Source organism: Simplicispira sedimenti (genome assembly GCF_022760965.1).
Taxonomy (GTDB): Bacteria; Pseudomonadota; Gammaproteobacteria; order Burkholderiales; family Burkholderiaceae_C; genus Simplicispira; species Simplicispira sedimenti.
The window spans coordinates 14,961-40,686 of record NZ_JAKVIJ010000002.1; the positions used below are offsets into that span (position 1 = coordinate 14,961).

The 25,726-nt window shown below is 65.1% G+C and carries 21 protein-coding genes and 1 riboswitch; of the genes, 17 read left to right on the plus strand and 4 right to left on the minus strand.

Going from position 1 to position 25,726, the window contains the following annotated elements; all coding sequences use genetic code 11:
* Nucleotides 1–10: 10 nt before the first annotated feature.
* The 13 genes from mraY (at nucleotide 11) to MJ602_RS02655 (ending at nucleotide 17,149) form a co-directional block, all read left to right on the plus strand.
* Nucleotides 11–1,189 (plus strand): phospho-N-acetylmuramoyl-pentapeptide-transferase, encoded by a 1,179-nt coding sequence (gene mraY / locus MJ602_RS02595; RefSeq protein ID WP_162017373.1) that lies wholly within the window; start codon nucleotides 11–13, stop codon nucleotides 1,187–1,189.
* On the plus strand, nucleotides 1,186–3,054 hold the full coding sequence (gene murD / locus MJ602_RS02600; RefSeq protein WP_243019287.1) for a UDP-N-acetylmuramoyl-L-alanine--D-glutamate ligase: 1,869 nt from the start codon (nucleotides 1,186–1,188) through the stop codon (nucleotides 3,052–3,054). Before mraY ends, murD begins: the two co-directional genes overlap by 4 nt.
* Complete coding sequence (gene ftsW, locus MJ602_RS02605; RefSeq protein ID WP_243019288.1) at nucleotides 3,051–4,331, plus strand: putative lipid II flippase FtsW; 1,281 nt, start codon at nucleotides 3,051–3,053, stop codon at nucleotides 4,329–4,331. Before murD ends, ftsW begins: the two co-directional genes overlap by 4 nt.
* A 163-nt stretch (nucleotides 4,332–4,494) precedes the next feature.
* Nucleotides 4,495–5,556, plus strand: a complete 1,062-nt coding sequence (gene murG / locus MJ602_RS02610; protein WP_243019289.1) for an undecaprenyldiphospho-muramoylpentapeptide beta-N-acetylglucosaminyltransferase — start codon at nucleotides 4,495–4,497, stop codon at nucleotides 5,554–5,556.
* Between the two features lie 265 nt (nucleotides 5,557–5,821).
* Nucleotides 5,822–7,255, plus strand: coding sequence for a UDP-N-acetylmuramate--L-alanine ligase (murC, locus tag MJ602_RS02615; protein ID WP_243019290.1), 1,434 nt, complete (start codon nucleotides 5,822–5,824; stop codon nucleotides 7,253–7,255).
* A complete protein-coding gene (locus tag MJ602_RS02620; RefSeq protein ID WP_279235682.1) occupies nucleotides 7,252–8,259 on the plus strand; it encodes a D-alanine--D-alanine ligase in 1,008 nt (335 codons plus the stop codon). Before murC ends, MJ602_RS02620 begins: the two co-directional genes overlap by 4 nt.
* Entirely contained in the window at nucleotides 8,256–9,053 is a 798-nt protein-coding gene (locus tag MJ602_RS02625; protein ID WP_162017368.1) for a cell division protein FtsQ/DivIB, read from the plus strand. Before MJ602_RS02620 ends, MJ602_RS02625 begins: the two co-directional genes overlap by 4 nt.
* A gap of 34 nt (nucleotides 9,054–9,087) precedes the next feature.
* Nucleotides 9,088–10,317 carry a cell division protein FtsA gene (gene ftsA / locus MJ602_RS02630; RefSeq protein ID WP_243019291.1) on the plus strand — a complete coding sequence of 410 codons (1,230 nt, stop codon included), beginning with the start codon at nucleotides 9,088–9,090 and terminating at the stop codon, nucleotides 10,315–10,317.
* 164 nt (nucleotides 10,318–10,481) lie between these two features.
* A complete protein-coding gene (gene ftsZ, locus MJ602_RS02635) occupies nucleotides 10,482–11,714 on the plus strand; it encodes a cell division protein FtsZ (protein ID WP_243019292.1) in 1,233 nt (410 codons plus the stop codon).
* A 208-nt stretch (nucleotides 11,715–11,922) separates the two neighbouring features.
* Nucleotides 11,923–12,846 (plus strand): UDP-3-O-acyl-N-acetylglucosamine deacetylase, encoded by a 924-nt coding sequence (lpxC, locus tag MJ602_RS02640; protein ID WP_243019293.1) that lies wholly within the window; start codon nucleotides 11,923–11,925, stop codon nucleotides 12,844–12,846.
* Between the two features lie 176 nt (nucleotides 12,847–13,022).
* Nucleotides 13,023–13,199 carry a hypothetical protein gene (locus tag MJ602_RS02645; RefSeq protein ID WP_243019294.1) on the plus strand — a complete coding sequence of 59 codons (177 nt, stop codon included), beginning with the start codon at nucleotides 13,023–13,025 and terminating at the stop codon, nucleotides 13,197–13,199.
* A 9-nt stretch (nucleotides 13,200–13,208) separates the two neighbouring features.
* A riboswitch (TPP riboswitch) is annotated at nucleotides 13,209–13,327 on the plus strand.
* 112 nt (nucleotides 13,328–13,439) lie between these two features.
* Nucleotides 13,440–15,335: a phosphomethylpyrimidine synthase ThiC gene (gene thiC / locus MJ602_RS02650; RefSeq protein ID WP_243019295.1), complete on the plus strand. Its 1,896-nt coding sequence runs from the start codon at nucleotides 13,440–13,442 to the stop codon at nucleotides 15,333–15,335.
* 149 nt (nucleotides 15,336–15,484) lie between these two features.
* The gene (locus tag MJ602_RS02655; protein ID WP_243019296.1) at nucleotides 15,485–17,149 is read left to right on the plus strand and encodes a methyl-accepting chemotaxis protein; all 1,665 of its coding nucleotides are present in this window, start codon (nucleotides 15,485–15,487) and stop codon (nucleotides 17,147–17,149) included.
* Here MJ602_RS02655 and MJ602_RS02660 read toward each other — a convergent pair.
* From MJ602_RS02660 to ilvA, 3 genes are read right to left on the minus strand one after another with little or no spacing between them, the layout of a single operon-like run.
* Nucleotides 17,142–17,717, minus strand: a complete 576-nt coding sequence (locus MJ602_RS02660; RefSeq protein WP_243019297.1) for a histidine phosphatase family protein — start codon at nucleotides 17,715–17,717, stop codon at nucleotides 17,142–17,144. The genes MJ602_RS02655 and MJ602_RS02660 overlap by 8 nt on opposite strands.
* Entirely contained in the window at nucleotides 17,714–18,529 is an 816-nt protein-coding gene (locus MJ602_RS02665; protein ID WP_243019298.1) for an adenosylcobinamide-GDP ribazoletransferase, read from the minus strand. The genes MJ602_RS02660 and MJ602_RS02665 overlap by 4 nt, the downstream gene beginning before the upstream one ends.
* Before the next feature lie 56 nt (nucleotides 18,530–18,585).
* Nucleotides 18,586–20,148, minus strand: a complete 1,563-nt coding sequence (ilvA, locus tag MJ602_RS02670) for a threonine ammonia-lyase, biosynthetic (RefSeq protein ID WP_243019299.1) — start codon at nucleotides 20,146–20,148, stop codon at nucleotides 18,586–18,588.
* Between the two features lie 289 nt (nucleotides 20,149–20,437).
* Here ilvA and MJ602_RS02675 point away from each other — a divergent pair, with 289 nt between their 5' ends.
* A complete protein-coding gene (locus tag MJ602_RS02675) occupies nucleotides 20,438–20,887 on the plus strand; it encodes an OsmC family protein (RefSeq protein ID WP_243019300.1) in 450 nt (149 codons plus the stop codon).
* 2 nt (nucleotides 20,888–20,889) lie between these two features.
* Here the strand turns inward: MJ602_RS02675 and coq7 are convergent, their stop codons facing one another.
* A complete protein-coding gene (coq7, locus tag MJ602_RS02680; RefSeq protein WP_243019301.1) occupies nucleotides 20,890–21,507 on the minus strand; it encodes a 2-polyprenyl-3-methyl-6-methoxy-1,4-benzoquinone monooxygenase in 618 nt (205 codons plus the stop codon).
* Nucleotides 21,508–21,832: 325 nt separating this feature from the next.
* Between coq7 and MJ602_RS02685 the strand changes: the two genes are divergently transcribed.
* The 3 genes from MJ602_RS02685 (at nucleotide 21,833) to MJ602_RS02695 (ending at nucleotide 25,726) form a co-directional block, all read left to right on the plus strand.
* On the plus strand, nucleotides 21,833–22,759 hold the full coding sequence (locus MJ602_RS02685) for a porin (RefSeq protein ID WP_243019302.1): 927 nt from the start codon (nucleotides 21,833–21,835) through the stop codon (nucleotides 22,757–22,759).
* Nucleotides 22,760–23,053: 294 nt separating this feature from the next.
* Complete coding sequence (locus tag MJ602_RS02690; protein ID WP_243019303.1) at nucleotides 23,054–24,634, plus strand: ABC transporter substrate-binding protein; 1,581 nt, start codon at nucleotides 23,054–23,056, stop codon at nucleotides 24,632–24,634.
* 111 nt (nucleotides 24,635–24,745) lie between these two features.
* On the plus strand, nucleotides 24,746–25,726 hold the full coding sequence (locus tag MJ602_RS02695; RefSeq protein WP_162017356.1) for an ABC transporter permease: 981 nt from the start codon (nucleotides 24,746–24,748) through the stop codon (nucleotides 25,724–25,726).

Consider the following 25,726-nt stretch of genomic DNA (forward strand, 5'->3'; position numbering starts at 1 on the left):
GAGGTGCACCATGCTGATGTGGCTGGCCCAATGGCTGCAAGGCCTGTCGCCCGAGCTGGGCTTTTTGCGCGTGTTCCAGTACCTCACGCTGCGTGCCGTGCTGGGTGCGATGACGGCGCTGCTCATCGGCCTGCTCGCAGGGCCTGCGGTGATCCGGCGCCTGACGGCACTGAAGATCGGCCAGCCCATCCGCACCAACGGCATGGAAACGCACCATGTCAAAAGTGGCACGCCCACCATGGGCGGAGTGCTGATCCTGCTGGCCATTGCCATTGCCACCCTGCTGTGGGCCGATCTGTCCAACCGCTTTGTGTGGATCGTGCTCATCGTCACGCTGGGTTTTGGTGCCATCGGCTGGGCCGACGACTGGCGCAAGGTGGTCTACAAAGACCCCAACGGCATGCCTTCGCGCGAGAAGTACCTGTGGCAGTCGCTCATCGGGCTGGCGGCGGCGCTGTACCTGGTGTTCAGCATTTCCGAAAGCTCCAACCTCAAGGTGCTGGAGCTGTTCTTCACGTGGGTCAGTTCGGGTTTTGATGTCAGCTTGCCGCCCAAGGCGGGCCTGCTGGTGCCGTTCTTCAAGGAAGTGAGCTACCCGCTGGGCGTGCTGGGCTTCGTCATCCTTACCTACCTGGTGATCGTGGGTTCCAGCAACGCGGTCAACCTGACGGACGGCCTGGACGGCCTGGCCATCATGCCGGTGGTCATGGTGGGCTCGGCGCTGGGCGTTTTTGCCTACGTGGCAGGTAGCTCGGTGTATTCCAAGTACCTGTTCTTCCCGCACATTCCGGGCGCGGGTGAGCTGCTCATCTTCTGTGCCGCCATGGCGGGTGCGGGCCTGGCCTTCCTGTGGTTCAACACCCACCCGGCCCAGGTGTTCATGGGCGATGTGGGCGCGCTGGCGCTGGGCGGTGCCCTGGGCACCATTGCCGTCATCGTGCGCCAGGAAATCGTGCTGGCCATCATGGGCGGCATCTTTGTGGTCGAGGCGCTGTCGGTCATGCTGCAGGTGAGCTGGTTCAAGTACACCAAGCGCAAGTACGGCGAAGGCCGGCGTCTGCTCAAGATGGCGCCGCTGCACCACCATTTCGAGAAGAGCGGCTGGAAGGAGACGCAGGTGGTCGTGCGTTTCTGGATCATCACCATGCTGCTGTGCCTCATCGGCCTGTCCACCCTGAAGCTGCGATGAACCCGCTGGACGAGCACCTCCCCCCCACCGCCGAAGGCACGCCCTTGGCGCTGCCCCAGCCTGCGGAAGATGAGGCTGGCGCACCGGCCATGCCTGCTGAGTCCGCTGCAGCGGATCAGGGGAGCAGTGGCGCTGCGCCCGCGGTGGTGGCCCCGGCGCCCCAGCACGAGCTGCCCCAAACCCTGGACGCCGCGCGCGAGGCCGCAGCTTTTGTGGCGCGCATCTTTGCCGAGACCCCGGTGTCCGACCCGGGCGCCGAGGCCGTCGAACCCGCGGCACCCGAACCCACCGCCGAGGAGCCGCCCGCCGCACCCGACCCCGTACCGGCAAGCTGGCCCCTGGAGGGCAGCAAGCCCTTGCAGGACCAGGAGGTGCTGGTGCTGGGCTTGGGCGCATCGGGCCTGGCCATGGCGCGCTGGTGTGCGCGCTGCGGTGCCCAGGTGACGGTGGCCGACACGCGCGAGGCACCGCCGCAGCTGGCGCAATTGCGCGCCGAGCTGCCCCAGGTGCGTTTTGTGGCTGGAGCCTTTGATGCGAGCTTGCTCGACGGTGCAAACTTCAGCGCGGTGTATCGCTCGCCCGGCCTGGCTCCGCAAGTGATTGCTCCTGTTTTTATAGCTGCTGGCGCCCGTGGAATAAGCGTTGGAAGCGAAATTGACCTGTATTCTGCGGCCTTGCTCGCGCTGCGTGCGGCCCATGGCTACGCGCCTGCCGTGCTGGCCATCACCGGCACCAACGGCAAGACCACGGTGACCTCGCTCACCGGCAAGCTGGTGGCGCACGCGGGCAAGTCGGTGGCGGTGGCAGGCAACATCGGCCCCACGCTGCTGGATACCTTGGCCGAGCGCATCGACGCCGGCCAGTTGCCTGAGGCCTGGGTGCTGGAGCTGTCGAGCTTTCAGCTGGACGGCGTGCGCGGCTTCGAGCCCACGGCCGCAGCCGTGCTCAACGTCACGCAGGACCACCTGGACTGGCACGGCGACATGGCCGCCTACGCCGCGGCCAAGGCACGCATCTTTGGCGAGCAGGCGCTGATGGTGCTCAACCGCGACGATGCGCTGGTGATGCAGATGCTGCCGCCGCCAGTGAAGCAGAGGCTGCAAAAGCCGCAGCACCGCGCCCATGTGACCTTTGGCGCAGACATGCCGCAGCGTCCGGGCGATTTCGGTATCGAGGTCGTCAACGGCATGGCCTGGCTGGTGCGCGCGCAAGAGGCCGACGAAACCCTGCGCCGCAGCAAGAACGCCGAGGAGGAGCTGCACATCCAGCGCCTGATGCCCGCCGACGCCTTGCGCATCCGCGGGCGCCACAACGCCACCAATGCCCTGGCGGCACTGGCGCTGGCGCAGGCAGCGGGTTGCCCGCTCTCGGCCATGCTGTATGGCCTGCGCGAATACCGGGGCGAGCCGCACCGGGTCGAGCCGGTGGGCACGGTGAACGAGGTCGAATTCTTCGACGACAGCAAGGGCACGAATGTGGGTGCCACGGTGGCCGCCCTCAATGGGCTGGGGCCCGAGCGGCGCCTGGTCGTCATTCTGGGTGGCGACGGCAAAGGCCAGGACTTCAGCCCGCTGGCCGCGCCCATGGCGCGCTACGCCCGCGCGGCAGTGCTGATCGGGCGCGATGCACCGGCCATTCGCACCGCGCTGCAGGACACGGGCATTGCCTTGCACGACTGCGCCACGCTGCCCGATGCCGTGCACTGGGCCGCACAGCGTGCCCATGCGGGTGATGCGGTGCTGCTTTCGCCCGCCTGCGCCAGCCTGGACATGTTCCGCGACTATGCGCACCGTGCGCAGGTGTTTGTCGATACCGTGCAGGCTTTGGCGCAGGACGCAGGCCAGGACTTGGGAGGCGGCGTATGAGCAACGCGGCCACACGCACCCCAAGCAATCCATGGCAGCGCCTGACGCAGTGGCTGGGCAGCGCGCGCAGCCAGGCGGCCGATGTACTGCCCGTACGCGTGGGCGGTACCGAGTACCGCCAGACCACGGCCACCCCCGCCAGCGTGCTGGGTTTTGACCAGGCCTTGCTGTGGGTGGTGGTGGCCCTGTTGTCCTGGGGACTGGTGATGGTGTATTCGGCGTCCATCGCGCTGCCGGGCAACCCACGCTTTTCCAACTACGCGCCCACCCATTTCCTCACGCGCCACGCGTTCTACCTGGTGATGGGTTTCGTGGCGGCGCTGCTGGCGTTCCAGATGCCCATGCGCACCTGGGAGCGGCTGGCCCCCTGGCTCTTTGGGGCGGCCCTGCTGATGCTGATCGTGGTGCTGGTGCCGGGGGTGGGCAAGGTCGTCAACGGGGCGCGGCGCTGGCTGGCGCTGGGGCCCATCAGCTTCCAGCCGTCGGAGCTGGCCAAGTTCGCTGTGCTCATCTACGCCGCCGACTACATGGTGCGCAAGATGGATGTGAAGGAGCGCTTCTTCCGCGCCGTGCTGCCCATGGGGGCGGCGGTGGCGGTGGTCGGGGTGCTGTTGCTGGCCGAGCCCGACATGGGCGCCTTCATGGTGGTGGCCGTCATCGCCATGGGCATTCTGTTCCTGGGCGGCGTGAATGCGCGCATGTTCTTCCTCATCGCGGCCATTCTGGTGGCGGCATTCGCGCTGATGATCGTCAGCTCGCCCTGGCGGCGCGAGCGTGTGTTTGCTTATCTGGACCCCTTCAGCGAGCAGCACGCGCTGGGCAAGGGCTACCAACTCTCGCATGCACTGATCGCCTTTGGCCGTGGCGAAGTGTTTGGCGTAGGCCTGGGTGGCAGCGTGGAAAAGCTCCACTGGCTGCCCGAAGCACATACCGACTTCCTGCTGGCGGTGATCGGCGAGGAGTTCGGTCTGGTGGGCGTTCTGGTGCTCATCGTGGCCTTCCTCTGGATGACGCGGCGCATCATGCACATCGGCCGCCAGGCGATTGCGCTGGACCGCGTGTTCGCAGGCCTGGTGGCCCAGGGCGTGGCCATCTGGATCGGTTTCCAAGCCTTCATCAACATGGGCGTGAATCTGGGCGCATTGCCCACCAAGGGGCTGACGCTGCCCCTCATGAGCTATGGCGGCTCGGCCATCCTGATGAACCTGGTGGCGCTCGCGGTGGTGTTGCGGGTTGATTATGAAAACAAGCTGCTCATGCGCGGAGGCCGCGTATGAGCAGTTTGTTTCACCAAAACGGGCTGCTGCAGCGCGCCAGCGCTGCCGAATGCGCAGTATTCGATGCGCGGAGGCCGCGTATGAGCAGTTTGTTTCACCAAAACAAACCGCGCATTGCGCCAGCAATGCCAGGCGCGAAGCGCCTGATGAGAGGAGGGCGTGTATGAGCGCCAAGACCGCCCTCATCATGGCCGGAGGCACCGGCGGCCACATCTTCCCCGGTCTGGCCGTGGCCGAGGAGCTGCGTGCGCGCGGCTGGCGTGTGCACTGGCTGGGGGCACCCGACAGCATGGAGGCTCGCATCGTGCCACCGCATGGTTTTGCGCTGGAGACCATCGACTTTTCCGGTGTGCGCGGCAAGGGCCTGGTCACGCTGGCGCTGCTGCCCCTGCGGCTGCTGCGCGCCTTCTGGCAGGCTTGGTGCGTGGTGCGCCGGGTGCAGCCGGATGTGGTGGTGGGCCTGGGCGGCTACATCAGCTTTCCGGGCGGCATGATGGCCGTGCTGGCCGGCAAGCCGCTGGTGCTGCATGAGCAGAACTCGGTGGCTGGCATGGCCAACAAGGTGTTGGCGGGCGTGGCCGATCGCGTGTTCACGGCCTTTCCGGAGGTGCTCAAGAAAGGCCAGTGGGTGGGCAACCCGCTGCGCGCTGCCTTCACGCGCCAGGAGGCGCCGCAAGAGCGCTTTGCGGGCCGCACCGGGCCGCTGCGCCTGCTCGTGGTAGGCGGCAGCCTGGGGGCGCGTGCGCTCAACGACATCGTGCCGCAGGCGCTGGCGCTCATGCCGCCGGACCGGCGCCCCGTGGTCACACACCAAAGTGGCGCGGCGCAGATCGAGCAACTGCGCGCCAACTACGAGGCCGCCGGTGTGCAGGCCGAGCTGACGCCCTTTATCGAAGACACGGCCAGCGCCTTCGCGCAGGCCGACATCATCGTCTGCCGCGCGGGCGCGAGCACGGTGACCGAGATTGCCGCTGTGGGCGCTGCCGCCGTGTTTGTGCCGTTTCCGGCAGCGGTGGACGACCACCAGACCACCAACGCGCAGTTCCTGGTGCAGGCCGGGGGTGGATGGTTGGTGCAACAACGCGATCTTTCTCCCCAAAGCCTGGCCGAAATGCTACAAAATACAGAGCGTACAGCGCTGATGGAACGGGCGCTGAAGGCCAAAACAATGCAAAAGATCAACGCCACCCGCGAGGTGGTGACCGCGTGTGAGGAGCTCGCATGAGCCTGTCCAAAGTCTTTTCGTGGTGCCCGTTGCCCCGCAGAGGCAGCGGATGCAAGGCGCCCGCCGCAAGCCGCACTGGTGTGCGGCGAGGATGGGCAACGCCGCAGGCGCTGCCTCTGCGGGGCAACCCTTCGGGCAAGGCAGCAAGCAGCCGCACTCGTCGTTGCGCACCTTGCCCAGGCTACCAGCATGGGCCGCGGTACGCGCCTAGATTGCGGCTTCTTGCTTCCTTGCGGGCGCCGCGAAAAGACTTTGGACAGGCTCTATGAAACACGCCATCCGCCACATCCATTTCGTCGGCATTGGGGGTGCTGGCATGAGCGGCATTGCCGAGGTGCTGTTCAACCTGGGCTACCGCATTTCGGGCTCGGACCTGTCCGACAGTGCCACGTTGCGCCGCCTGCAGGGATTGGGCATGCAGACCTTTGTGGGGCATGCGGCAGCGCACATTGCCGGGGCGGATGCGGTGGTCACCTCCACCGCCGTCAAAAGCGACAACCCCGAGGTGCTGGCCGCGCGCGAAAAGAAAATCCCCGTGGTGCCGAGGGCGCTCATGCTGGCCGAGCTCATGCGCCTCAAGCGCGGCATCGCCATTGCAGGCACGCATGGCAAGACCACCACCACCAGCCTGGTCACCAGCGTGCTGGCCGAGGGGGAACTGGATCCCACGTTCGTCATCGGCGGGCGCCTGAACAGTGCCGGGGCCAACGCCAAGCTGGGCAGCGGCGACTACATCGTGGTCGAGGCTGACGAATCCGACGCCTCGTTCCTCAACCTGCTGCCCGTGATGGCCGTCGTGACCAACATCGACGCCGACCACATGGAGACCTACGGCCACGACTTCGCGCGGCTCAAAAAGGCCTTTGTCGATTTCCTGCACCGCATGCCGTTCTACGGCACGGCCATTCTGTGCATCGACAACCCGGCGGTGCGCGAGATCGTGCCCGAGGTGTCCTGCCCCATCACGAGCTACGGTTTTTCGGAGGACGCGCAGGTGCGCGCCGTCAACGTGCGGGCTGTGGGGGCGCAGATGCACTTCACCGTGCAGCGCCGCAATGGCGTGACGCTGCCCGACCTGGAGGTGGTGCTCAACCTGGCGGGTGAGCACAACGTGCTCAACGCCCTGTCGGCCATTGCCGTGGCGGTGGAGCTGAACATTCCCGACGAGGCCGTGCTGCGTGCGTTGGCCAGCTTCCGGGGCGTCGGGCGGCGCTTTCAGGGCTATGGCGACCTGCCCGCCAAGGATGGCGGGCGCTTCACCGTGATCGATGACTACGGCCACCACCCTGTGGAAATGGCGGCCACGCTGGCGGCGGCGCGCGGAGCCTTTGCCGGGCGGCGTCTGGTGCTGGCCTTCCAGCCACACCGCTACACGCGCACGCGCGACTGCTTCGAGGACTTCGTCAAGGTCATCGGCAGCGCCGATGCCGTGCTGCTCACCGAAGTCTATGCCGCGGGCGAGGCGCCCGTGGTGGCTGCCGACGGTCGATCGCTGGCCCGTGCGCTGCGCGTGGCGGGGCGTGTGGAGCCCCTGTTTGTGGAGGACGTGGCTGATCTGCCCCAGGCCATCGCAGCCATGGCGCAGGACGGCGATGTGGTGCTGTGCATGGGCGCAGGCTCCATCGGCAACATGCCGGGAAGACTGGTTGAGTTGCTATTAAATACAGAGCAAAGAGGGCAGGAGGAGAAAGCGCAATGACCGCAATGGATGCCAAGACCACCGGGCAGCTTCTGCCCACCCCGGCCGCGCTGGGCAAGGTGGCCGTGCTCATGGGCGGCACCTCGGCTGAGCGCGAGGTCTCGCTCATGTCCGGTGCGGGTGTGCTGCAGGCGTTGCGCGCGCGCGGCGTGGACGCCCATGCCTTCGACCCCGCGCACACCGAACTGTGCGAACTCAAGCGCGCTGGCTATGCGCGCTGCTTCATCGCGCTGCACGGGCGGCATGGGGAAGACGGCTCGGTGCAGGGCGCGCTGGAGTTGCTGGGCATTCCCTACACCGGTTCGGGCGTCATGGCGTCCAGCATTGCCATGGACAAGGTGATGACCAAGCGCGTCTGGCTGGCCGAGGGACTGCCCACGCCACGCTACGTCTGGCTGGCGCCCGAGCGCCAGAACCGTGAAACCGTGCGCACCGTGCCCGACGAGCTGGGCCTGCCGCTGATCGTCAAGCCGCCGCGCGAGGGCTCGTCCATCGGAGTGACCAAGGTGCAGGGGTGTTCGGACATGCAGGAAGCCGTGTTGCTTTCGTCCCGCTACGACCCCGACGTGCTGTGCGAAGAATTCATCGAAGGCGAGGAAGTCACCTGCCCGGTGCTGGGCCAGGGCGCAGATGCCGTGGCGCTGCCGGTGATTCGCATCAATGCGCCGGACGGTGCGTACGACTATCAGAACAAGTACTTCACCGACGACGTGAAATACCAGTGTCCCAGTGGACTACCCGAGGCCGAGGAACGCGAGATCCAGCGCATCGTGCTGGCCGCCTACCGTGCGCTGGGTTGCCGCGGCTGGGGGCGCGCGGATCTGATGGTGCGCGCCAGCGACCGCAAGCCCTTCCTGCTGGAGATGAACACGTCCCCCGGCATGACCGGCCACTCGCTGGTGCCCATGTCGGCGCGCGCCGCAGGCATCAGCTACGAAGACCTGTGCCTGCGCCTGCTGGCCAGCGCCGCGCTCGACTCGCCGCCGCAGGAGGTTCAGGCGTGAACCAAACCCTGCCCGCACCGCTGGATGTGCGCCTCATGAACTGGACCGCCACGGCCCTGTTCATGGGCTGCGCCGCCCTGCTGCTGGCAGCCTTGGCGGCCTGGCTCATGCGCCTGCCCGCCTTTGCCATCACGCGGCTGGTGGTGGAGGGTGATGTGACGCACCACAGTGCCGTGACCCTGCGGGCCAACGTGGCACCGCGCCTGACAGGCAATTTCTTCACGCTGAACCTGCAGGCCGCCCGCGCCGCCTTCGAGCAGGTGCCCTGGGTGCGCAAGGCGCAGGTGCAGCGCCAGTACCCCGGCACGCTGCGTGTGTTGCTGGAAGAGCACCGCCCGGTGGCCCACTGGGGCGCGGAATCCAGCACCACCATGGTCAATGATTTTGGCGAGGTGTTTGATGCCAGCGCCGACGATCCCGAATACGACCTGTTGCCACGCCTGGCCGGGCCCGAGGGGGCTTCGGCGCAGATGCTGCAAATGCACGCGAAGCTGCAGCACATCGTGGAGCCACTTGACTGGGACATCCAGGTGCTGGAGTTCAACCGCCGGGGGAGCTGGCGCATGGTGCTCGACAGCGGAGCCGAGATCGAACTGGGGGCAGGCAGCGACGAAGAGCTGGCCCTGCGCCTGCAGCGCTTCGTGCGCACGCTCACCCAAGTGGCTGGCAAGTACGGGCGCCGCGCGGACGCGCTGGAATCGGCAGACCTGCGCCACAGCAGCGGCTACGCGCTGCGCCTGCGCGGGGTGACCACGGTGCTGGAGGGGCAGCAGGGCGCTACCGTGCGCCGCTGACAGGCACGCTCAGAACAAAAGGCACAAGACGCATATGGCAAGAGAATACAAAGATGTGGTGGTAGGGCTGGACATCGGCACGGCCAAGATCATGGCCATGGTGGCCGAGGTGTTGCCCGGCGGCGAACTCAAGCTGGCAGGCTTGGGCGTGGCGCCGAGCAACGGTCTCAAGCGCGGTGTGGTGGTCAATATCGACGCCACGGTGCAAAGCATCCAGCAGGCGCTGAAAGAGGCCGAGCTGATGGCCGACTGCAAGATCCAGCGGGTCTATACCGGCATCACGGGCAGCCATATCCGGGGCATCAATTCCAGCGGCATGGTAGCCGTCAAGGACAAGGAAGTCACCACCGCCGACGTCGCGCGCGTGGTGGAAACGGCCAAGGCCATCAACATTTCCAGCGACCAGCGATTGCTGCTGGTGGAGCCGCAGGAGTTCGTGATCGATGGGCAGGACGTGAAGGAGCCCATCGGCATGAGCGGCATCCGCCTGGAGGCCAAGGTGCATATCGTGACAGGCGCGCAAAGCGCAGCGGAGAACATCATCAAGTGCGTGCGCCGCTGTGGGCTGGAAGTGGAGCAACTGCTGCTCAACCCGCTGGCCAGCAGCCAGGCCGTGCTGACGGACGACGAGCGCGAACTGGGCGTGGCATTGGTGGACATTGGTGCGGGCACCACGGATGTGGCCATCTTCACCGGTGGCGCAATCCGCCACACGGCCGTCATTCCGATCGCGGGTGACCTCATCACCAGCGACATAGCGATGGCATTGCGCACCCCCACCAAGGACGCCGAGGACATCAAGGTCGAAAGCGGTTTTGCCAAGCAATTGCTGGCCGATCCCGAGGCACAGGTCGAGGTGCCGGGCCTGGGCGACCGGGGGCCGCGCATGCTCAGCAAGCAGGCGCTGGCGGGTGTGATCGAGCCGCGCGTCGAGGAAATTTTCTCGCTCGTGCAGCAGGTCATCCGTGAGTCGGGCTACGAGGAAGTGCTCTCCTCGGGCATCGTGCTCACCGGCGGCAGCGTGGTCATGCCGGGCATGGTGGAACTGGGCGAAGACATTTTCCTCAAGCCAGTGCGCCGGGGCATTCCGAAGTATTCCAGCGCGCTGGCCGACATGGTGGCCCAGCCGCGCGCCGCCACGGTGATGGGCCTGCTCGAAGAGGCACGCCTGGCCCGGCTGCGGGGTTTCAAGGTGGCGCACAAGGGCGGCGCTGTGCAGTCGGTCTTTGGCCGACTCAAGGACTTCATCGTGGGGAACTTCTGACCATGAACTTCCCCTTGTGGCTTTCGCGGGCCAGCCCGCAACGAAGACTGCGCGGGCGCTGGCGCAGTGCTGGGCCGCCACCGCCCGCGAGTCCCCGAAATTGACACCGTTTCCAGACAAGAACCTGAAACCCATTTGAGAATTGATGAAAGAGGAGCTGCAAGATGACCATTGAAATGATCGAAGCCGAAGACTTCAACCAGGGTACCCAGATCAAGGTGATTGGTGTGGGCGGCGGCGGTGGCAATGCCGTCGAGCACATGATTGCGCGCAGCGTGCAGGGCGTGGAGTTCATCAGCGCCAACACCGATGCACAGGCCCTGGCGCGCAGCACGGCGCACCGTGTGGTTCAGCTCGGTGGCACGGGCCTGGGAGCAGGCAGCAAGCCCGAGAAGGCCCGCGAAGCTGCCGAGGCGGCCGAAGCGGAAATCCGCGCAGCCATCGAAGGCGCGCACATGCTGTTCATCACCGCCGGTATGGGCGGTGGCACGGGCACGGGCGCGGCCCCGGTGATCGCGCGTGTGGCCAAGGAGATGGGCATCCTCACCGTGGGCGTGGTGACCAAGCCCTTCGACTGGGAAGGTGGCCGCCGCATGCAAAACGCCGACAATGGCCTGGCTGAACTGGAAGCCAATGTTGATTCGCTGATCGTGGTGCTCAACGAGAAGCTGCTCGAAGTGCTGGGTGACGACATTACCCAGGACGAGGCCTTTGCCCACGCCAACGATGTGCTCAAGAACGCCGTGGGCGGCATTGCCGAGATCATCAACGAGTACGGCCATGTGAACGTGGACTTTGAAGACGTGCGCACCGTGATGGGCGAGCCCGGCAAGGCCATGATGGGCACCGCCACCGCCAGCGGCCCGGACCGCGCACGCATCGCCGCCGAGCAGGCCGTGGCCTGCCCGCTGCTCGAAGGCATCGACCTCTCCGGCGCCAAGGGCGTGCTGGTGCTGGTCACGGCGGCACGTGGCAGCCTCAAGCTGTCCGAATCGCGCCTGGCCATGAGCACCATCAACGCCTACGCATCGCCCGATGCACATGTCATCTACGGTGCTGCCTACGACGACAGCCTGGGTGACGAACTGCGTGTCACGGTCGTGGCCACGGGCCTGTCCCGTGCCAACGCGCGGCGCCAGCCCATTTCGGTGGTGCAGGGCGGCTTGCGCACCGGTACCGACAACATGGCGTACCCCATGGTGGGCAACGGCATGGCCGCTGGGGGCATGGCTTCTGGCATGGCGGCTCCCGCTGGCGGCGCCGACTACGGCAACATGGCGGTGCCCAGTGTGTGGCGCACCAACCGCACGCAGGCTGCAGCGCGGGTCGATGCGCTGGTGTCGGGCGGTATGGACGATCTGGAGATCCCGGCCTTCCTGCGCAAGCAGGCAGATTGATTCGGAGCAACCCCCCGAGCGGCTTCGCCGCTCCCCCCTTCTCTCGCGCTGCTGCGCAGCGCGGGAAGGGGGGCACCGCCAGCGCGGCGGGGCGGCCCTTGCGCGGCGGTCGCTGGCTTGGAGCGCTAAGGCGCGGGCGTTTTTGTTTCTATTGAAGCCATAGCTGAACAGTGCTGCGGCCGAGGGCCAGCCGCACTAAAATTGCGGGATGCTTGCGCAACGTACCCTCAAGTCCCTCACCCGTGCGGTGGGCGTGGGCCTGCACAGCGGTCAGCGCGTGGAGTTGACCCTGCGCCCTGCGCAGCCCGACACTGGCATCGTGTTTCGGCGCATTGAGCTGCCCGAGCCGGTGGACATTCCGGTGTCCACCCTGGCGGTGACCGACACCCGCATGGCATCGACCATCTCGGTGGGTGACGCGCGGGTGCACACGGTAGAGCACCTCATGTCGGCCTGCGCGGGCCTCGGGGTGGACAACCTGTATGTGGACATCACCGCCGAGGAAGTGCCCATTCTCGACGGCTCCTCGGCCTCGTTTGTCTTCCTGTTGCAGAGCGCAGGCATTGCCTTGCAGAACGCGCCGCGGCGTTTCATTCGCGTCAAGCAGCCGGTGGAAGTGCGCCAGGGCGAGGGCGCGCAGGCCAAGTGGGCGCGCCTGGAGCCCTACCACGGCTTCAAGCTGCGCTTCGAGATCGACTTTGCGCACCCGGCGGTTGATTCCACGGGCCAGTGCGTGGAGTTTGACCTGGGCACCGGCAACTACAGCCGCGACATCGCGCGCGCGCGCACCTTCGGCTTCACCAAGGACGTGGAGATGATGCGCTCCAGCGGCCTGGCTTTGGGCGGAGGGCTGGACAACGCCATCGTCATGGACGATTACAAGGTGCTCAATGCCGACGGTCTGCGCTACGACGATGAGTTCGTCAAGCACAAGATTCTGGACGCCATGGGCGATCTGTACCTCGTGGGCAAGCCCCTGCTGGCTGCCTACAGTGCCTTCCGCTCAGGCCACGCGCTCAACAACCTGCTGTTGCGGGAGCTGGAGGCGCACCCGGAGGCCTGGGAGATCGTCACTTTTGACAACGAGCGCCTCGCGCCCACCGGCTTCGCGCAACCTGCGCGCGCCTGGTGACATGAAACAACCCCCTGTGGCGCTGCGCGCCTTCCCCCTTCTCTCGCCTCGCTGCGCGATGCGGGAAGGGGGGCGCTTGCTCAGCGCGGCGGGGCGACCCTTGCGCGGCGGCCGCTGGTCTGGAGCGCGCCAGTGACAATCGCCCTCGGCGTCACATTGCACGGGGAGTAAGGCGCATGCTGCTGTTCCGCTGGCTCGTCATGCTGCTGCTGTTTGTGGCGGCGCTGTGCTTTGCTTTTTATGCCGGCACGGGGCAGGCGCGCTACAAGCGCCTGGGTTTTGTCGTTCTCAAGTGGACGATGATCGCGGCGGGTGTCTTCTTCGCTGTGCTGATCCTCGAACGCGGCATCTGACCTATACTCGCGCCTGCTCCGGGGTGTGCTGATGCGCTGAGATGCAAAGGGCCTGTTGTCAGGCCTGCTGCGAACCCGACGAACTTGATCCGGTTCATGCCGGCGGAAGAAGAGCCGACCCTCCCAGTTTGCGTGGCTGCCCATCCGGCAGACACGCCGCACCGCAGGCGCGAACCGTGCCTGCGGCGGGCGCAGGTCCAGTCCGGAGCACCCCACCATCCGGACCCAGGAGACCTGACCATGAACGCCCCCGAACCCCTTGCCCATGACTCCTTCGCCGCCCAGCTGGCGCGTGCCCGCGAGCCTTTCCCGGCCTCGCGCAAGGCTTATCTGCCGGGCCAGCTTCACGCAGACCTGCAGGTGCCGGTGCGCGACATTCAGCTGACCAACGGGGAGGTGGTCAGCGTCTATGACACCTCGGGGCCTTACACCGATCCGCAGGCTGTGATCGATGTGCGGCGCGGCCTGCCCAGCGTGCGTGGCAGCTGGATTGCTGCGCGCGGTGATACCGAAGCCTACGCCGGGCGCCCACCCGTGGCGCTGGACGATGGCCAGAAGAGCGAAGACGCCGCGCGCCTGGCGCAGTTGCGCGCCGAGGCCGCCGCGCTGCAGCGCAAGCCGCTGCGCGCCAAGGCGGGCGCCAACGTCACGCAGATGCACTACGCGCGCAAGGGCATCATCACGCCCGAGATGGAATACGTGGCCATCCGCGAGAACGGTCGCCGTGAGTGGATGGCGCAGTACCAGCAGGACGCAGCGCGTGAGCAGCGCCTGATGGGCAACCCACTGGGCGCGAGCATCCCCAAGATCATCACGCCCGAGTTCGTGCGCGACGAGGTCGCGCGCGGCCGCGCCATCATCCCGGCCAACATCAACCACCCCGAGGTGGAACCGATGGCGATTGGCCGCAACTTCCTCGTCAAGATCAACGCCAACATCGGTAACTCGGCCGTCACGTCGAGCATCGAGGAAGAGGTGGAAAAACTGGTCTGGGCCATTCGCTGGGGCGCAGACAACGTGATGGATCTCTCGACCGGCAAGAACATCCACACCACGCGCGACTGGATCGTGCGCAACAGTCCCGTGCCCATCGGCACCGTGCCCATCTACCAGGCGCTGGAAAAGGTGGGCGGCATCGCCGAAGACCTGAGCTGGGAAATCTTCCGCGACACCCTGATCGAGCAGGCCGAGCAGGGCGTGGACTATTTCACCATCCACGCCGGCGTGCGCCTGGCCTACATCCACCTCACGGCGGCACGGCGCACGGGCATCGTCTCGCGCGGCGGCTCCATCATGGCCAAGTGGTGCATGGCGCACCACCGCGAGAGCTTCTTGTACGAGCATTTCGAGGACATCTGCGACATCATGAAGAGCTACGACGTGGCCTTCAGCCTGGGCGATGGCCTGCGGCCCGGCTGCGCGTCCGACGCCAACGACGAAGCCCAGTTTGCCGAGCTGCACACCCTGGGCGAGCTGACGCAAATTGCCTGGAAGCACGATGTGCAGACCATGATCGAAGGCCCCGGCCATGTGCCCATGCACATGATCCAGGCCAACATGACCGAGCAGCTCAAGACCTGCCACGAGGCGCCGTTCTACACCCTGGGCCCGCTGACCATCGACATCGCCCCGGGCTACGACCATATTGCGTCAGCCATCGGCGCGGCCATGATCGGCTGGATGGGCACGGCCATGCTGTGCTACGTCACGCCCAAGGAGCACCTGGGCCTGCCCGACCGCGACGACGTCAAGCAGGGCATCATCGCCTACAAGATCGCCGCGCACGCCGCCGATGTGGCCAAGGGCCACCCCGGTGCCCGCGCGCGCGACGATGCGCTTTCCCAGGCGCGCTTCGATTTCCGCTGGCAGGACCAGTTCAACCTGGGCCTGGACCCGGAGACGGCGCAGGAGTACCACGACGAGACCCTGCCCAAGGACAGCGCCAAGGTGGCGCATTTCTGCTCCATGTGCGGGCCCAAGTTCTGCTCCATGAAGATCACGCAGGAGGTGCGTGATTTCGCCGCCCAGAAGGGGCTGGCCGAGGATGCTGCGCTGCAGCGGGGCATGGCCGCCAAGGCCGAGGAGTTCCAGCGCGCCGGCGGCAGCTTCTACGTGCCCTTGCATCCGCAGCGATGAGCACCTGTGCCCAGCCGTGATAACCCTGTGACACGGCAACAGGGGGCTGGGCTATATTGCAACCAAAGGTAGCCCACAAGGCTACGGGAGGGGTAAGACGCTGCAGAAGGCGCCTTGCCGTGCTTGATGGTTTTGATGGAAAGGGTGCCATGAATCTGCTTGGCCGACTCTCGATCCGTGCGCGCTTGTACTTCGGCACGGGGTTTGCATTGGTGTTGCTGATCGTGATTGGCGCCATGGGCTATGTGGCGCTGGACCGAACACGGGGCACCTTGCAGGAGCTGTTCTCGTTGCGAGTACAGACCCTCACCGACATGTCGGACCTGCGCACCCTGTTGGGGCACGTGCGCCGCGTTGAAAAAGACATCATCATCAATTTCAACAACAGCGTCGAGGTGGCCAAGCTGCGTGAGGACTGGGCTGGCACCATGGGCAAGCTGCGCAAGGATCTGGGCGAGGTGCGCCAGCGCCAGGCACAGGATGCGCAGTTCACTGGCACCATCGACAAGGCCCTGGAAGAACTGAAGCAGTACGACACGGGGATCACCCCCATCTTCCAGCAGATTGAGAACGCGCAACTCGATGGGGCCGGCGGCGGTGCCTATGCCAACCGCCTGCGCAAGCACACCGACGATGCCGACAAGATGCTGGGCGATCTGGCGGCCAGTGCGCGCAGCCAGATGGATGAAGCCCGCGTGGGAGTCGAGACGCGCACCGCATCCATGGCCGTGCTCATTGGCGTGGGGTTGGTGCTGGGGCTGGCGGTGCTGATACCGCTCACCTATTTCAGTGTGCGCTCCATCACGCAATCGCTGGGCGACGCCAGCCGTTTGGCCGAGCGCATTGCGGCCGGCGACCTCACTGAAGACGTGCACACGCAGCAGCAGGACGAGGTCGGTCAACTGGTATCCGCCATGGCACGCATGCAGGAATCGCTGCGCGACCTGGTGCGCCAGGTGCAGGAAGCGGCGGGCAACATCTCCACCGCGAGCAGCGAAATCGCCAACGGCAACCAGGATCTGAGCCACCGCACCGAGCAGACGGCAGCCAACCTGGAAGAAACCTCGTCCTCCATGGAGACACTCACCAGCACCGTGCAGCACAGCGCTGAATCATCGCGCCACGCCAGTGACTTTGCGGTCTCGGCCGCACAGGTGGCCGGACGGGGGGGCGAGGTGGTGGCACAGGTCGTCAGCACCATGGACCAGATCACCACCAGCTCACGCAAGATCGCCGACATCACTGGCGTGATCGATGGCATCGCGTTCCAGACCAACATCCTGGCGCTCAATGCGGCCGTGGAGGCCGCACGTGCGGGCGAGCAGGGCCGTGGCTTTGCCGTGGTGGCCAGCGAGGTGCGTAGCCTGGCCCAGCGTTCGGCCGATGCCGCCAAGGAAATCAAGGCGCTGATCGGCTCCAGCGTGGAGCGGGTCGAGGCCGGTTCTGCCCTGGTGGGGCAGGCTGGCCAGACCATGAACGAAATCGTGGACAGCGTGCGCCGCGTGTCGGACATCATCGGCGAGATCACCGCTTCGGCCAGTGAGCAGCGCGACAACATCGAGCAGGTCAGCCAGGCCGTGCGCCAACTGGACCAGATGACCCAGCAGAACGCCGCCTTGGTGGAAGAGTCTGCCGCCGCCTCGGAGTCCCTGCGCGAGCAGGCCAGCGGCCTGCTGCGTGCGGCCAGCCAGTTCAAGCTGCGTGGCGGCGCGGGCATGGGCCATGCATCAGCGGCCCCGGTGGCAGCTCCTGCACCCCCAAGTACCAGACCCGCGCCACTGACACGCGCCAAGGGCGCCTTGCGGCTCAAGTAGGCGGCAGGGGCACGCAGACCCAGCGCCCGAATGCGGGCGCCTCCCGCGGCCATTCATGGGCCTGGGGCAGTGGGCCTGCGGGGTGTTGCAGCAGCCACTGCACGCAGCGCGCCACGCCCGCGTGGCTGATCCAGAGCACATCGCACTGCCTCTGCACGGCTTGCTGGCGGGCGTCTTGAAGGGCCGCATCCACGCGCTGCACCATGGTGGCCAGGTTCTCGCCGTCACCAGGTCGGTGTTGGGCAAAGTCTGTGGTCCAGGCATCGATGTCGGCGCGGGGCAGGGCGCTCCAGGCCAGGCCTTCCCAGCGGCCAAAGTCCAGTTCCTGCAGGCGGACATCGGGTTTCGAGGCCAAATCTGGTCGCAGCGCTTGCAGGGTGTGCGCGAGCTGCTCGCATCTTTGTAGCGGTGAGTGCCATGCGAGCACACGCTGGGGCAGTGCGTCTGCCAGCGCACGCGCGCTGTCCCGTGTGGCCTGCGCGTCGGCGGGCAGGTTCAGCCGCCCGTAGCACAGCCCCTGTGCTGCCAGCGGGGGCGCATGGCGCACCAGCCAGAGCCGGGGGCTCATGCCAGGGCAGGCCCCAGCGCCAGCGCTGCGCCCAAGTAGAAGCCGATTTCACTCACCTGCTGCGTGGCGCCCAGGCAGTCGCCGGTGAACCCCTGCAAGCGCTGCGCAAACCAGCGTGCCATCCAGGCGGCAGCGAGTGCGCTCAGGCCGGCGCATGCTATAAAAAACAGAGCGCCTTGCGCTTGCCAGACAAGCGTTATAGGCAAAAAACACCACAACCATCCGGCACCCAGCGCGGGTAGCGTGATCTGGTCTGCCAGCGGCTTGCTTTTGGACCGCGCCGTGTCGCCTACATGGGGCAGGCCACGGATGATGAGCAGTGGCCAAAAGCGCGAGAGCACATGCCCGCCCACCAGCGCTGTCAGTACCGGTACCATGCCCTGCGTGCCCAGGTGGGCCAGCAGGCTGGTTTTGGCCAGCAGCGCCAGCACCAGCGCCATGGCGCCGTAGGCGCCGATGCGCGAATCCTTCATGATGTCCAGCGCGCGCTCGCGCTCGGCACTGCCGCCCAGGCCGTCGGCCACGTCGGCCAGGCCGTCTTCGTGAAAGCCCCCGGTGACCAGCACCGTGGCTACCGTGCTGAACACTGCTGCCACCCAGGGCACCAGGGGGCCGGTGCCCAGCCCGGTCATCAGGGCGGCATGGCAGGCCACCGCCACCGCCGCCACCAGCCAGCCCACGCCCGGGAAATGCGCGCTGCTGGCGCGCAGCATGGCCGGGCTGTACCCCACCCACTGTGCCAGCCGCCCCGTGATGGGAATGCGGGTGAAGAACTGCACGGCCAGCAGGTAGTGGCGCAGGGCTTGTGTCATGCTATAAAAACAATAGCTGCTAGCGCCCTAAAAATAAGCGTTAGAGCCATATTTCATCAAGAATTGGCTTGCAGAAACAGGCGGTAGGCCGGGTTCTGGGTTTCTTCCACATAGGGGTAGCCCAGGGTGGCGAGGAAAGCCTCGAACGCCTTCGCGTCGCTCGCGGGCACTTGCATGCCCACGAGGATGCGGCCGTAGTCTGCGCCCTGGTTGCGGTAGTGGAACAGCGAGATGTTCCAGGTGGGCTGCATCAGGCTCAGGAACTTGAACAGTGCGCCGGGTCGCTCCGGAAAGACAAAGCGCAGCAGTCGCTCCTCCTGCGCCAGTGCCGAGCGCCCGCCCACCAGGTGGCGCAAATGCTCCTTGGCCAACTCGTCGTGCGTGAGGTCCAGCGCCTCGAAGCCGTGGCGGGTAAAGTTCTTGGCGATCTTTTCCGACTCGCCCTTGCCGTGCGCGGTGAGGCCCACAAACACGTGGGCGCGCGCGCTGTCGCTGATGCGGTAGTTGAACTCGGTCACATTGCGCGGCCCGCCGGGCAGGCTGCCGATCACTTCGCAAAAGCGGCGAAAGCTCCCGCGCTCCTCGGGGATGGTGACCGCCAGCAGCGCTTCGCGTTCCTCGCCCACCTCAGCGCGCTCGGCCACGAAGCGCAGGCGGTCGAAGTTCATGTTGGCGCCGCACAGGATGGCAGCGTAGGTCTCGCCCTTGGTCTTGTGCGTGGCCACATACTGTTTGATGGCGGCCACGGCCAGTGCACCTGCGGGCTCGACGATGCTGCGCGTATCCACAAAGATGTCTTTGATGGCCGCGCACACCGCGTCGGTGTCCACGGTCATGAACTCGTCCACCAGACCGCTGGCGATGCGGAAGGTTTCCTCGCCCACCAGCTTGACGGCTGTGCCGTCGGAGAACAGGCCCACGTCGGCGAGCTGAACGCGCTCTCCGGCGTGCACCGACTGCATCATGGCGTCGGAATCGTTCATCTGCACGCCAATGACCTTGACCTCGGGCCGCACGGCCTTGATGTAGTTGGCCACGCCGCTGATCAGCCCGCCGCCGCCAATGGCCACGAACACCGCATCCAGCCTGGTGCTGCCCAAGGGCTGCAACTGGCGCAGGATTTCCATGGCGATCGTGCCCTGGCCGGCAATCACGTCCGGGTCATCAAAGGGGTGGACAAAGGTCAGGCCCTGGGCCTGCTGCAATTCCACGGCGTGGCCGTACGCATCCGAATAGCTGTCACCGTGCAGCACCACCTCGCCACCCAGCGCGCGCACGGCGTCGATCTTGACGGCCGGCGTGGTGGTGGGCATCACGATGACGGCGCGCGTACCCAGTTTGTGCGCGCTCATGGCCACGCCCTGGGCATGGTTGCCCGCCGAGGCGCAGATCACGCCGCGCTGCAACTGCTCGGGCGCCAACTGTGCCATCTTGTTGTAGGCCCCGCGCAGCTTGAAGCTGAACACGGGTTGCTGGTCCTCGCGTTTGAGCAGCACCTTGTTGTGCAGGCGGCGGCTGAGGTTGCGGGCAGGCTCCAGGTCGGATTCGACCGCCACGTCATAGACGCGTGCGGTCAGGATCTTCTTGAGGTAATCCAGGGGGGTCAGGGGCTGGTTCATGGCAGAAAAGGACATCTCCGCCACGGCAGGGACAGGGCGGGGCACACATCATAGGCGCTTGCCACACCGCAGCACGTACCACAGGGGTGGGGCGCCACGCACACAAAAAAAACCCCAGGCGGTAAGGCCCGGGGTGGAATCCACCAGGGAGGTGGAGGAGACAATTGGCGCACTGCCCATGGGCAGCGCATGGCGTCAGTGTAGCGCAAGTCTGTTGCGCTGCAGCATGAATACCGCTTCTTTGATGCGGCTGTTACATTTGTCGCAAGAGCACCACGCAGGAGGAACAATGGAATGCACAGTGAGCTGGACGGGCGCCGCAGGCACCCGCTCCGGAATGGGGTTTGTGGCCGAGACCGGCAGCGGTCATGTGTTGGCCATGGATGGCGCGCCCGACGCGGCGCAACCAGCGCTGGGCGGACAAAATCTGGCCCCCCGGCCCATGGAAACGCTGTTGGCCGGCACGGGCGGATGCACCGCCTACGATGTGGTGCTGATCCTGCGCCGTGGGCGGCACGACGTGCGCGGCTGTAGCGTCAAGCTCTCGGCCGAACGCGCCAGCACCGATCCCAAGGTCTTCACGCGCATCCACATGCATTTCACGGTCACAGGCAAGGGCATCCCCGCCACGGCCGTGGAGCGCGCCATCGCCCTGAGCCACGATAAATACTGTTCCGCCAGCATCATGCTGGGGAAAACCGCCGAGATCGTCACCAGCTTCGATCTGATCGAGGCCTGAGATCAAATATGGTGCGCTGTGGAGGTCATCACCTTGGCCGCTGCGCGCATCAGCCAGCGGGCCGGGGGGGGCAGCTCCACCGCACCGGCGCTGCGCGCCCAGGCCGCGTGGCGCTCTTCGTCGGACTTCATGCGCGCCACAATGGTGCGTGAGCGGGTGTCCTGGGCAGGCAGTCGTTGCAGGTGACTGTCCAGGTGTGCGGCGACCTGGTCCTCGGTCTCTGCCACAAAGCCCAGGCTGACCTTGTCGCTGATGCTGGCGGCCAGTACCCCGAGCCCAAAGGCCCCGGCAAACCACAGGGGATTGAGCAGGCTTTCGCATCCCCCCAGGGTTCGGATGCGCTCCTGCGTCCAGGCCAGGTGGTCCGTTTCCTCGCGGGCGGCTTCCAGCAATTGCTGGCGCAGGGATTCGTCGCGCGTGACAGCAGCCTGGCCGGTGTACAGCGCCTGTGCACAGACCTCGCCCACATGGTTCACGCGCATCAGTGCCACGGACTGCTGCCTGTCGGCCGGTGCCAGTGGCGCATCCGGAATGCTCTCGGCCGGGGAAGCTTCCCTGGCCCTTGGTGCCGCCCACAAGGTGCGCAGCGTAGTGTCCAACGCAATCAAAAGGCGATCCATGGGGCTAAGTTTCCCGTGCTTTTCACAACACACTTTTCATATTGATACAAAAAAACAACAAACTGCTCGGGGAGCACCGGGCTCGCTGCCCCTGTATTGCGTCCATTGTGCAGGCAGACGGCGCGGTGTTGCAACAGGACAACGAAATCCTTTTTTAGGGCGCCTTGTGGGTGATTTCCTTTGCGAAACCTGCCGACGTCTGGTGCAATAGCAACAACTTCCCCACCAGGAGGTTGGCCCGGGGAACCGGCGGGATTGCCAAGGTGCAAACCACCCCCAGACCCCCCGTACCGGCGCCCTATGTTTAACCTTGGAGTAACTCGCAATGAAAAAATCCCTGATCGCCCTGGCCGTGCTGGCTGCTTCCGGCGCCGCCATGGCTCAATCTTCCGTCACTCTGTACGGCGTGGCTGACCTGTCTCTGGCCAAGGCCTCTGGCTCCTCCATGCAAATGAGCGGCAACGGCGTTCTGAACAACGGCAACAGCCGTCTGGGCGTGCGTGGCGTGGAAGATCTGGGCGGTGGTCTGAAGGCTTCCTTCAACTTCGAACAAGGCATCAACGCCGAATCCGGCGCTACCGACGCCGTCACGTTCCAGCGTAATGCTTGGATGGCTCTGCAAGGCGGTTTTGGTCGTATCCAAATGGGCCGTACCCTGACCCCCAGCTTCTTCGGCGTTGCTGCCTGGGAACTGACCGGCACCGCCAACTACTCGGCTGTGGCCAACCAGTTCGGTTTTGCTGGCGGCCCTACGCGTAACAACAGCGTGCTGCAGTACACCTTCGCTGCCAACGGCTTTAGCGGCACCCTGGGCTACATCTTCAAGCCTGACAACGGCGGCAATGCCAAGTACGACCTGAACGCCATCTACAGCCAAGGCCCGATCGTTGCATCGTTTGCCTACAACAAGGTCAACAACGCCAAGGGCAACTACGCTCTGGGCGGCAGCTACGACTTCGGCAGCTTCAAGGTTGCTGCTTCTATCCAGAACCCCGCTGGCAACAGCAAGGGCTTCACCCTGGGTGCTACCGTGCCCCTGGGCGCTTTCTCTGTGACGGCTGACATCGCTCGTCAAAACGGCGACGGCATGAAGAACACCGACTTCGTGCTGGAAGGCAAGTACGCCCTGTCCAAGCGCACCTTCGCATACGCTGTGTACTACAAGGATGGCGACGCTGCTCCTGGCGCTGCCGAGTTCTACAACACCGGTGCCAAGAGCCACTTCGGCGTGGGCATTCGCCACAACTTCTAATGGTCTGCTGGCCTGAGCCAGTATTCCAGCAGAATCAAAAAGCCAGCCTTCGGGCTGGCTTTTTCTATTGGTGCGTGGTTTTCATGCCATTCAAAAGTGCTGAGTGGCTTTGGATTTGCAGAATCAGTGCGGACGTCAGGCACTTCCCAACTGATTGACGACAACGTCAATTTCGAGGCTTGTCAAGCAAGGCCTTTTGCATGTCCCCTGTTGGTCTTGGGTAATAAGGGATAACCCATTGGCATGAGCTTATGCCTTGTTGCATAGTTACCTTTTTTCAATACGAGGGGTTTCATGAAGTTCAAAATCAGTCTGTTGACGCTGGCAGCAGCTGCGGCCTTGGCTGCGGCGCCCGGCGTGCATGCCAAGACCTTCAAATGGGCCAGCCAAGGGGAAATCGCGACCTGGGATATCCATTCCCAAAACAATGCGCTGCAAAACGGTCTGCATGCCAATGTGTACGAAAGTCTGGTGTACTACAACAGCAAGACTTTCGCGGTCGAACCGGTGTTGGCAACGTCCTGGAAAGAAATCTCGCCCACCCAGGTGCGCTTCAATCTGCGCAAGGAAGTGAAATTCAGCGACGGTACGCCATTCACTGCCGATGACGCTGTGTTCTCGCTGAACCGCGCCATGGCCAAGACCTCCAACTTCTCGCCCTATGTCCAGGGCATCGACAAAGTGGTGAAGGTGGACAGCCACACCATCGACGTCATCCTCAAAGGCCCCAACCCCGTGCTGCTGCGCCAGATGACGGAGCTGCGCATGATGAGCAAGGCCTGGGCCGAGAAGAACAAGTCGGTGGACCCCAAGGACATGAAGGCGGCGGACGAGAATTTTGCCCACCGCAATGCCATGGGGACCGGGCCGTATGTGCTGACGTCCTGGCAGCCTGACCAGCGCATGGTTTTCAAGCGCAACCCCAATTGGTGGGGCAAGATGGAAGGCAATGTGACGGAGATCGTGTACACCCCGATCAAGTCCGCTGCCACGCGCATTGCTGCGCTGCTGTCGGGCGAGGTGGACATGGTGCTGGATCCCACGCCCCAGGACCTGGGCCGCCTGCGTGCCAGCGCCGATCTCAAGGTGATCGATGGACTGGAAAACCGCACCATCTTCCTTGGCATGGACCAGTTCCGTGAAGAGTTGCCTGGTTCTAACGTCAAGGGCAAGAATCCGCTGAAGGATGTGCGCGTGCGCAAGGCCCTGTACCAGGCCATCGATGTGGACACGATTTCGCGCAACATCATGCGTGGCCTGGGCAAGCCCACCGGTACGCTGGTCGCGCCCCAGGTGGCGGGCTGGACGGAAGGTGTGGCCAAGCGCTTCCCCTACGATGTGGAAGCGGCCAAGAAGCTGCTGGCAGACGCGGGCTACCCCAGCGGTTTTGAAGTGGACTTCGCCTGCCCCAACAACCGTTACATCAACGACGAAGCCATCTGCCAGGCGGTGACCGCGATGTGGGCGCGTGTGGGTGTCAAGGCCAAGCTGCGCACCATGCCGCTGGTGAACTACTTCCCCATGATTCAGCGCTACGAAGCCAGCATCTACATGCTCGGCTGGGGCGTTCCGACCTTTGACGCGCTTTACAGCCTGCAGTCGCTGGTACGCACCGTGGGTCAGGGGGGCGACGGCAACTACAACGTCGGCCGTTACAGCAACGAGCGCATGGACTACCTGGTCGATCGCGTGAAGGTCGAAACCGACGCACCCGTGCGCGCGCGCATGCTGACCGAGGCGCTGCAGTTGTCCAATGACACCGTTTCGCACATTCCGTTGCACGACCAGGTCATCCCCTGGGCCATGAAGAAGAATGTGGAATTGGTCCATCGTGCCGACAACCGCGTGGACATGCTAACGGTGAAGATCAATTGATCCCGTGGCCGGTCGTGCCTACCCTGCACCACCGGCTGTACACCGTATGACGCCCAGGCCGCCAAAAGCAGCCTGGGCAGGCTGACCGAAACCCACTCGACTCCTACACCGATGCTAGCTTTCATCCTGCGCCGCCTGATCCAGGCAGTGATCGTCATGGTCACGGTGGCCTTCATCTCCTTCATGTTGTTCCAGTATGTGGGGGATCCCGTGGTTTTCCTGCTCGGACAGGACGCCACGCCCGAGCAGATTCGGGAACTGCGTGCGCAGTTGGGGCTGGATCAACCGTTCTTCGTACAGTTCGGACACTTCCTCGTCAACGCCGCACAGGGCGAGTTTGGCCTGAGCCTGCGCCAGGGCGCCAAGGTGTCCCGACTCATTGCCGAGCGCTTCCCTGCCACCCTGGAACTGGCCCTGGTGGCCGCCTTCCTGGCCCTCTTGGTCGGAGTGCCCATGGGCGTGTATGCGGCGCTCAAGCGCGGCACTTTCATGAGCCAGGTGTTCATGACCTTCTCCCTTCTGGGGGTCTCCTTGCCCACCTTTTTGATCGGCATTTTGCTGATCCTGGTGTTTTCCGTCACCCTGGGCTGGTTCCCCAGCTTTGGTCGGGGCCCCGTGACGCAGATGGGCTGGTGGAGCACCGGCCTGCTGAGCGCCAAGGGCTGGCACCACATCACGCTTCCCGCAGTCACCTTGGCGATCTTTCAGCTCACGCTCATCATGCGCCTGGTGCGGGCTGAAATGCTGGAAGTCCTGCGCACCGATTACATCAAGTTTGCGCGTGCCCGCGGCTTGACCGATCGCGCCATCCATTTCGGCCATGCGCTGAAAAACACGCTGGTGCCGGTGATGACCATCACCGGCCTGCAACTGGGCGGCTTGATCGCCTTCGCCATCATCACCGAGACCGTGTTCCAGTGGCCAGGCATGGGGCTGCTGTTCATCCAGGCGGTCACCTTTGCCGACATTCCGGTGATGGCCGCCTACCTGTGCCTGATCGCGCTGATCTTCGTGGTCATCAATCTGGTCGTGGATCTGCTCTATTTCGCCGTGGACCCACGGCTGCGCGTAGGCAAAGCCGGGGGGCATTGA

Bases quoted from the DNA above. Each gene is read 5' to 3' on its own strand.
- MJ602_RS02675 (WP_243019300.1), top strand. From the start codon at position 20,438: ATGGAATGCACAGTGAGCTGGACGGGCGCCGCAGGCACCCGCTCCGGA.
- coq7 (WP_243019301.1), bottom strand. From the start codon at position 21,507: ATGGATCGCCTTTTGATTGCGTTGGACACTACGCTGCGCACCTTGTGG.
- MJ602_RS02645 (WP_243019294.1), top strand. From the start codon at position 13,023: ATGCTGCTGTTCCGCTGGCTCGTCATGCTGCTGCTGTTTGTGGCGGCG.
- MJ602_RS02695 (WP_162017356.1), top strand. From the start codon at position 24,746: ATGCTAGCTTTCATCCTGCGCCGCCTGATCCAGGCAGTGATCGTCATG.
- murG (WP_243019289.1), top strand. From the start codon at position 4,495: ATGAGCGCCAAGACCGCCCTCATCATGGCCGGAGGCACCGGCGGCCAC.
- thiC (WP_243019295.1), top strand. From the start codon at position 13,440: ATGAACGCCCCCGAACCCCTTGCCCATGACTCCTTCGCCGCCCAGCTG.
- ftsZ (WP_243019292.1), top strand. From the start codon at position 10,482: ATGACCATTGAAATGATCGAAGCCGAAGACTTCAACCAGGGTACCCAG.
- MJ602_RS02685 (WP_243019302.1), top strand. From the start codon at position 21,833: ATGAAAAAATCCCTGATCGCCCTGGCCGTGCTGGCTGCTTCCGGCGCC.
- ilvA (WP_243019299.1), bottom strand. From the start codon at position 20,148: ATGAACCAGCCCCTGACCCCCCTGGATTACCTCAAGAAGATCCTGACC.
- ftsW (WP_243019288.1), top strand. From the start codon at position 3,051: ATGAGCAACGCGGCCACACGCACCCCAAGCAATCCATGGCAGCGCCTG.
- lpxC (WP_243019293.1), top strand. From the start codon at position 11,923: ATGCTTGCGCAACGTACCCTCAAGTCCCTCACCCGTGCGGTGGGCGTG.
- MJ602_RS02665 (WP_243019298.1), bottom strand. From the start codon at position 18,529: ATGACACAAGCCCTGCGCCACTACCTGCTGGCCGTGCAGTTCTTCACC.
- murD (WP_243019287.1), top strand. From the start codon at position 1,186: ATGAACCCGCTGGACGAGCACCTCCCCCCCACCGCCGAAGGCACGCCC.
- MJ602_RS02655 (WP_243019296.1), top strand. From the start codon at position 15,485: ATGAATCTGCTTGGCCGACTCTCGATCCGTGCGCGCTTGTACTTCGGC.
- ftsA (WP_243019291.1), top strand. From the start codon at position 9,088: ATGGCAAGAGAATACAAAGATGTGGTGGTAGGGCTGGACATCGGCACG.
- murC (WP_243019290.1), top strand. From the start codon at position 5,822: ATGAAACACGCCATCCGCCACATCCATTTCGTCGGCATTGGGGGTGCT.
- MJ602_RS02620 (WP_279235682.1), top strand. From the start codon at position 7,252: ATGACCGCAATGGATGCCAAGACCACCGGGCAGCTTCTGCCCACCCCG.
- MJ602_RS02690 (WP_243019303.1), top strand. From the start codon at position 23,054: ATGAAGTTCAAAATCAGTCTGTTGACGCTGGCAGCAGCTGCGGCCTTG.
- mraY (WP_162017373.1), top strand. From the start codon at position 11: ATGCTGATGTGGCTGGCCCAATGGCTGCAAGGCCTGTCGCCCGAGCTG.
- MJ602_RS02660 (WP_243019297.1), bottom strand. From the start codon at position 17,717: ATGAGCCCCCGGCTCTGGCTGGTGCGCCATGCGCCCCCGCTGGCAGCA.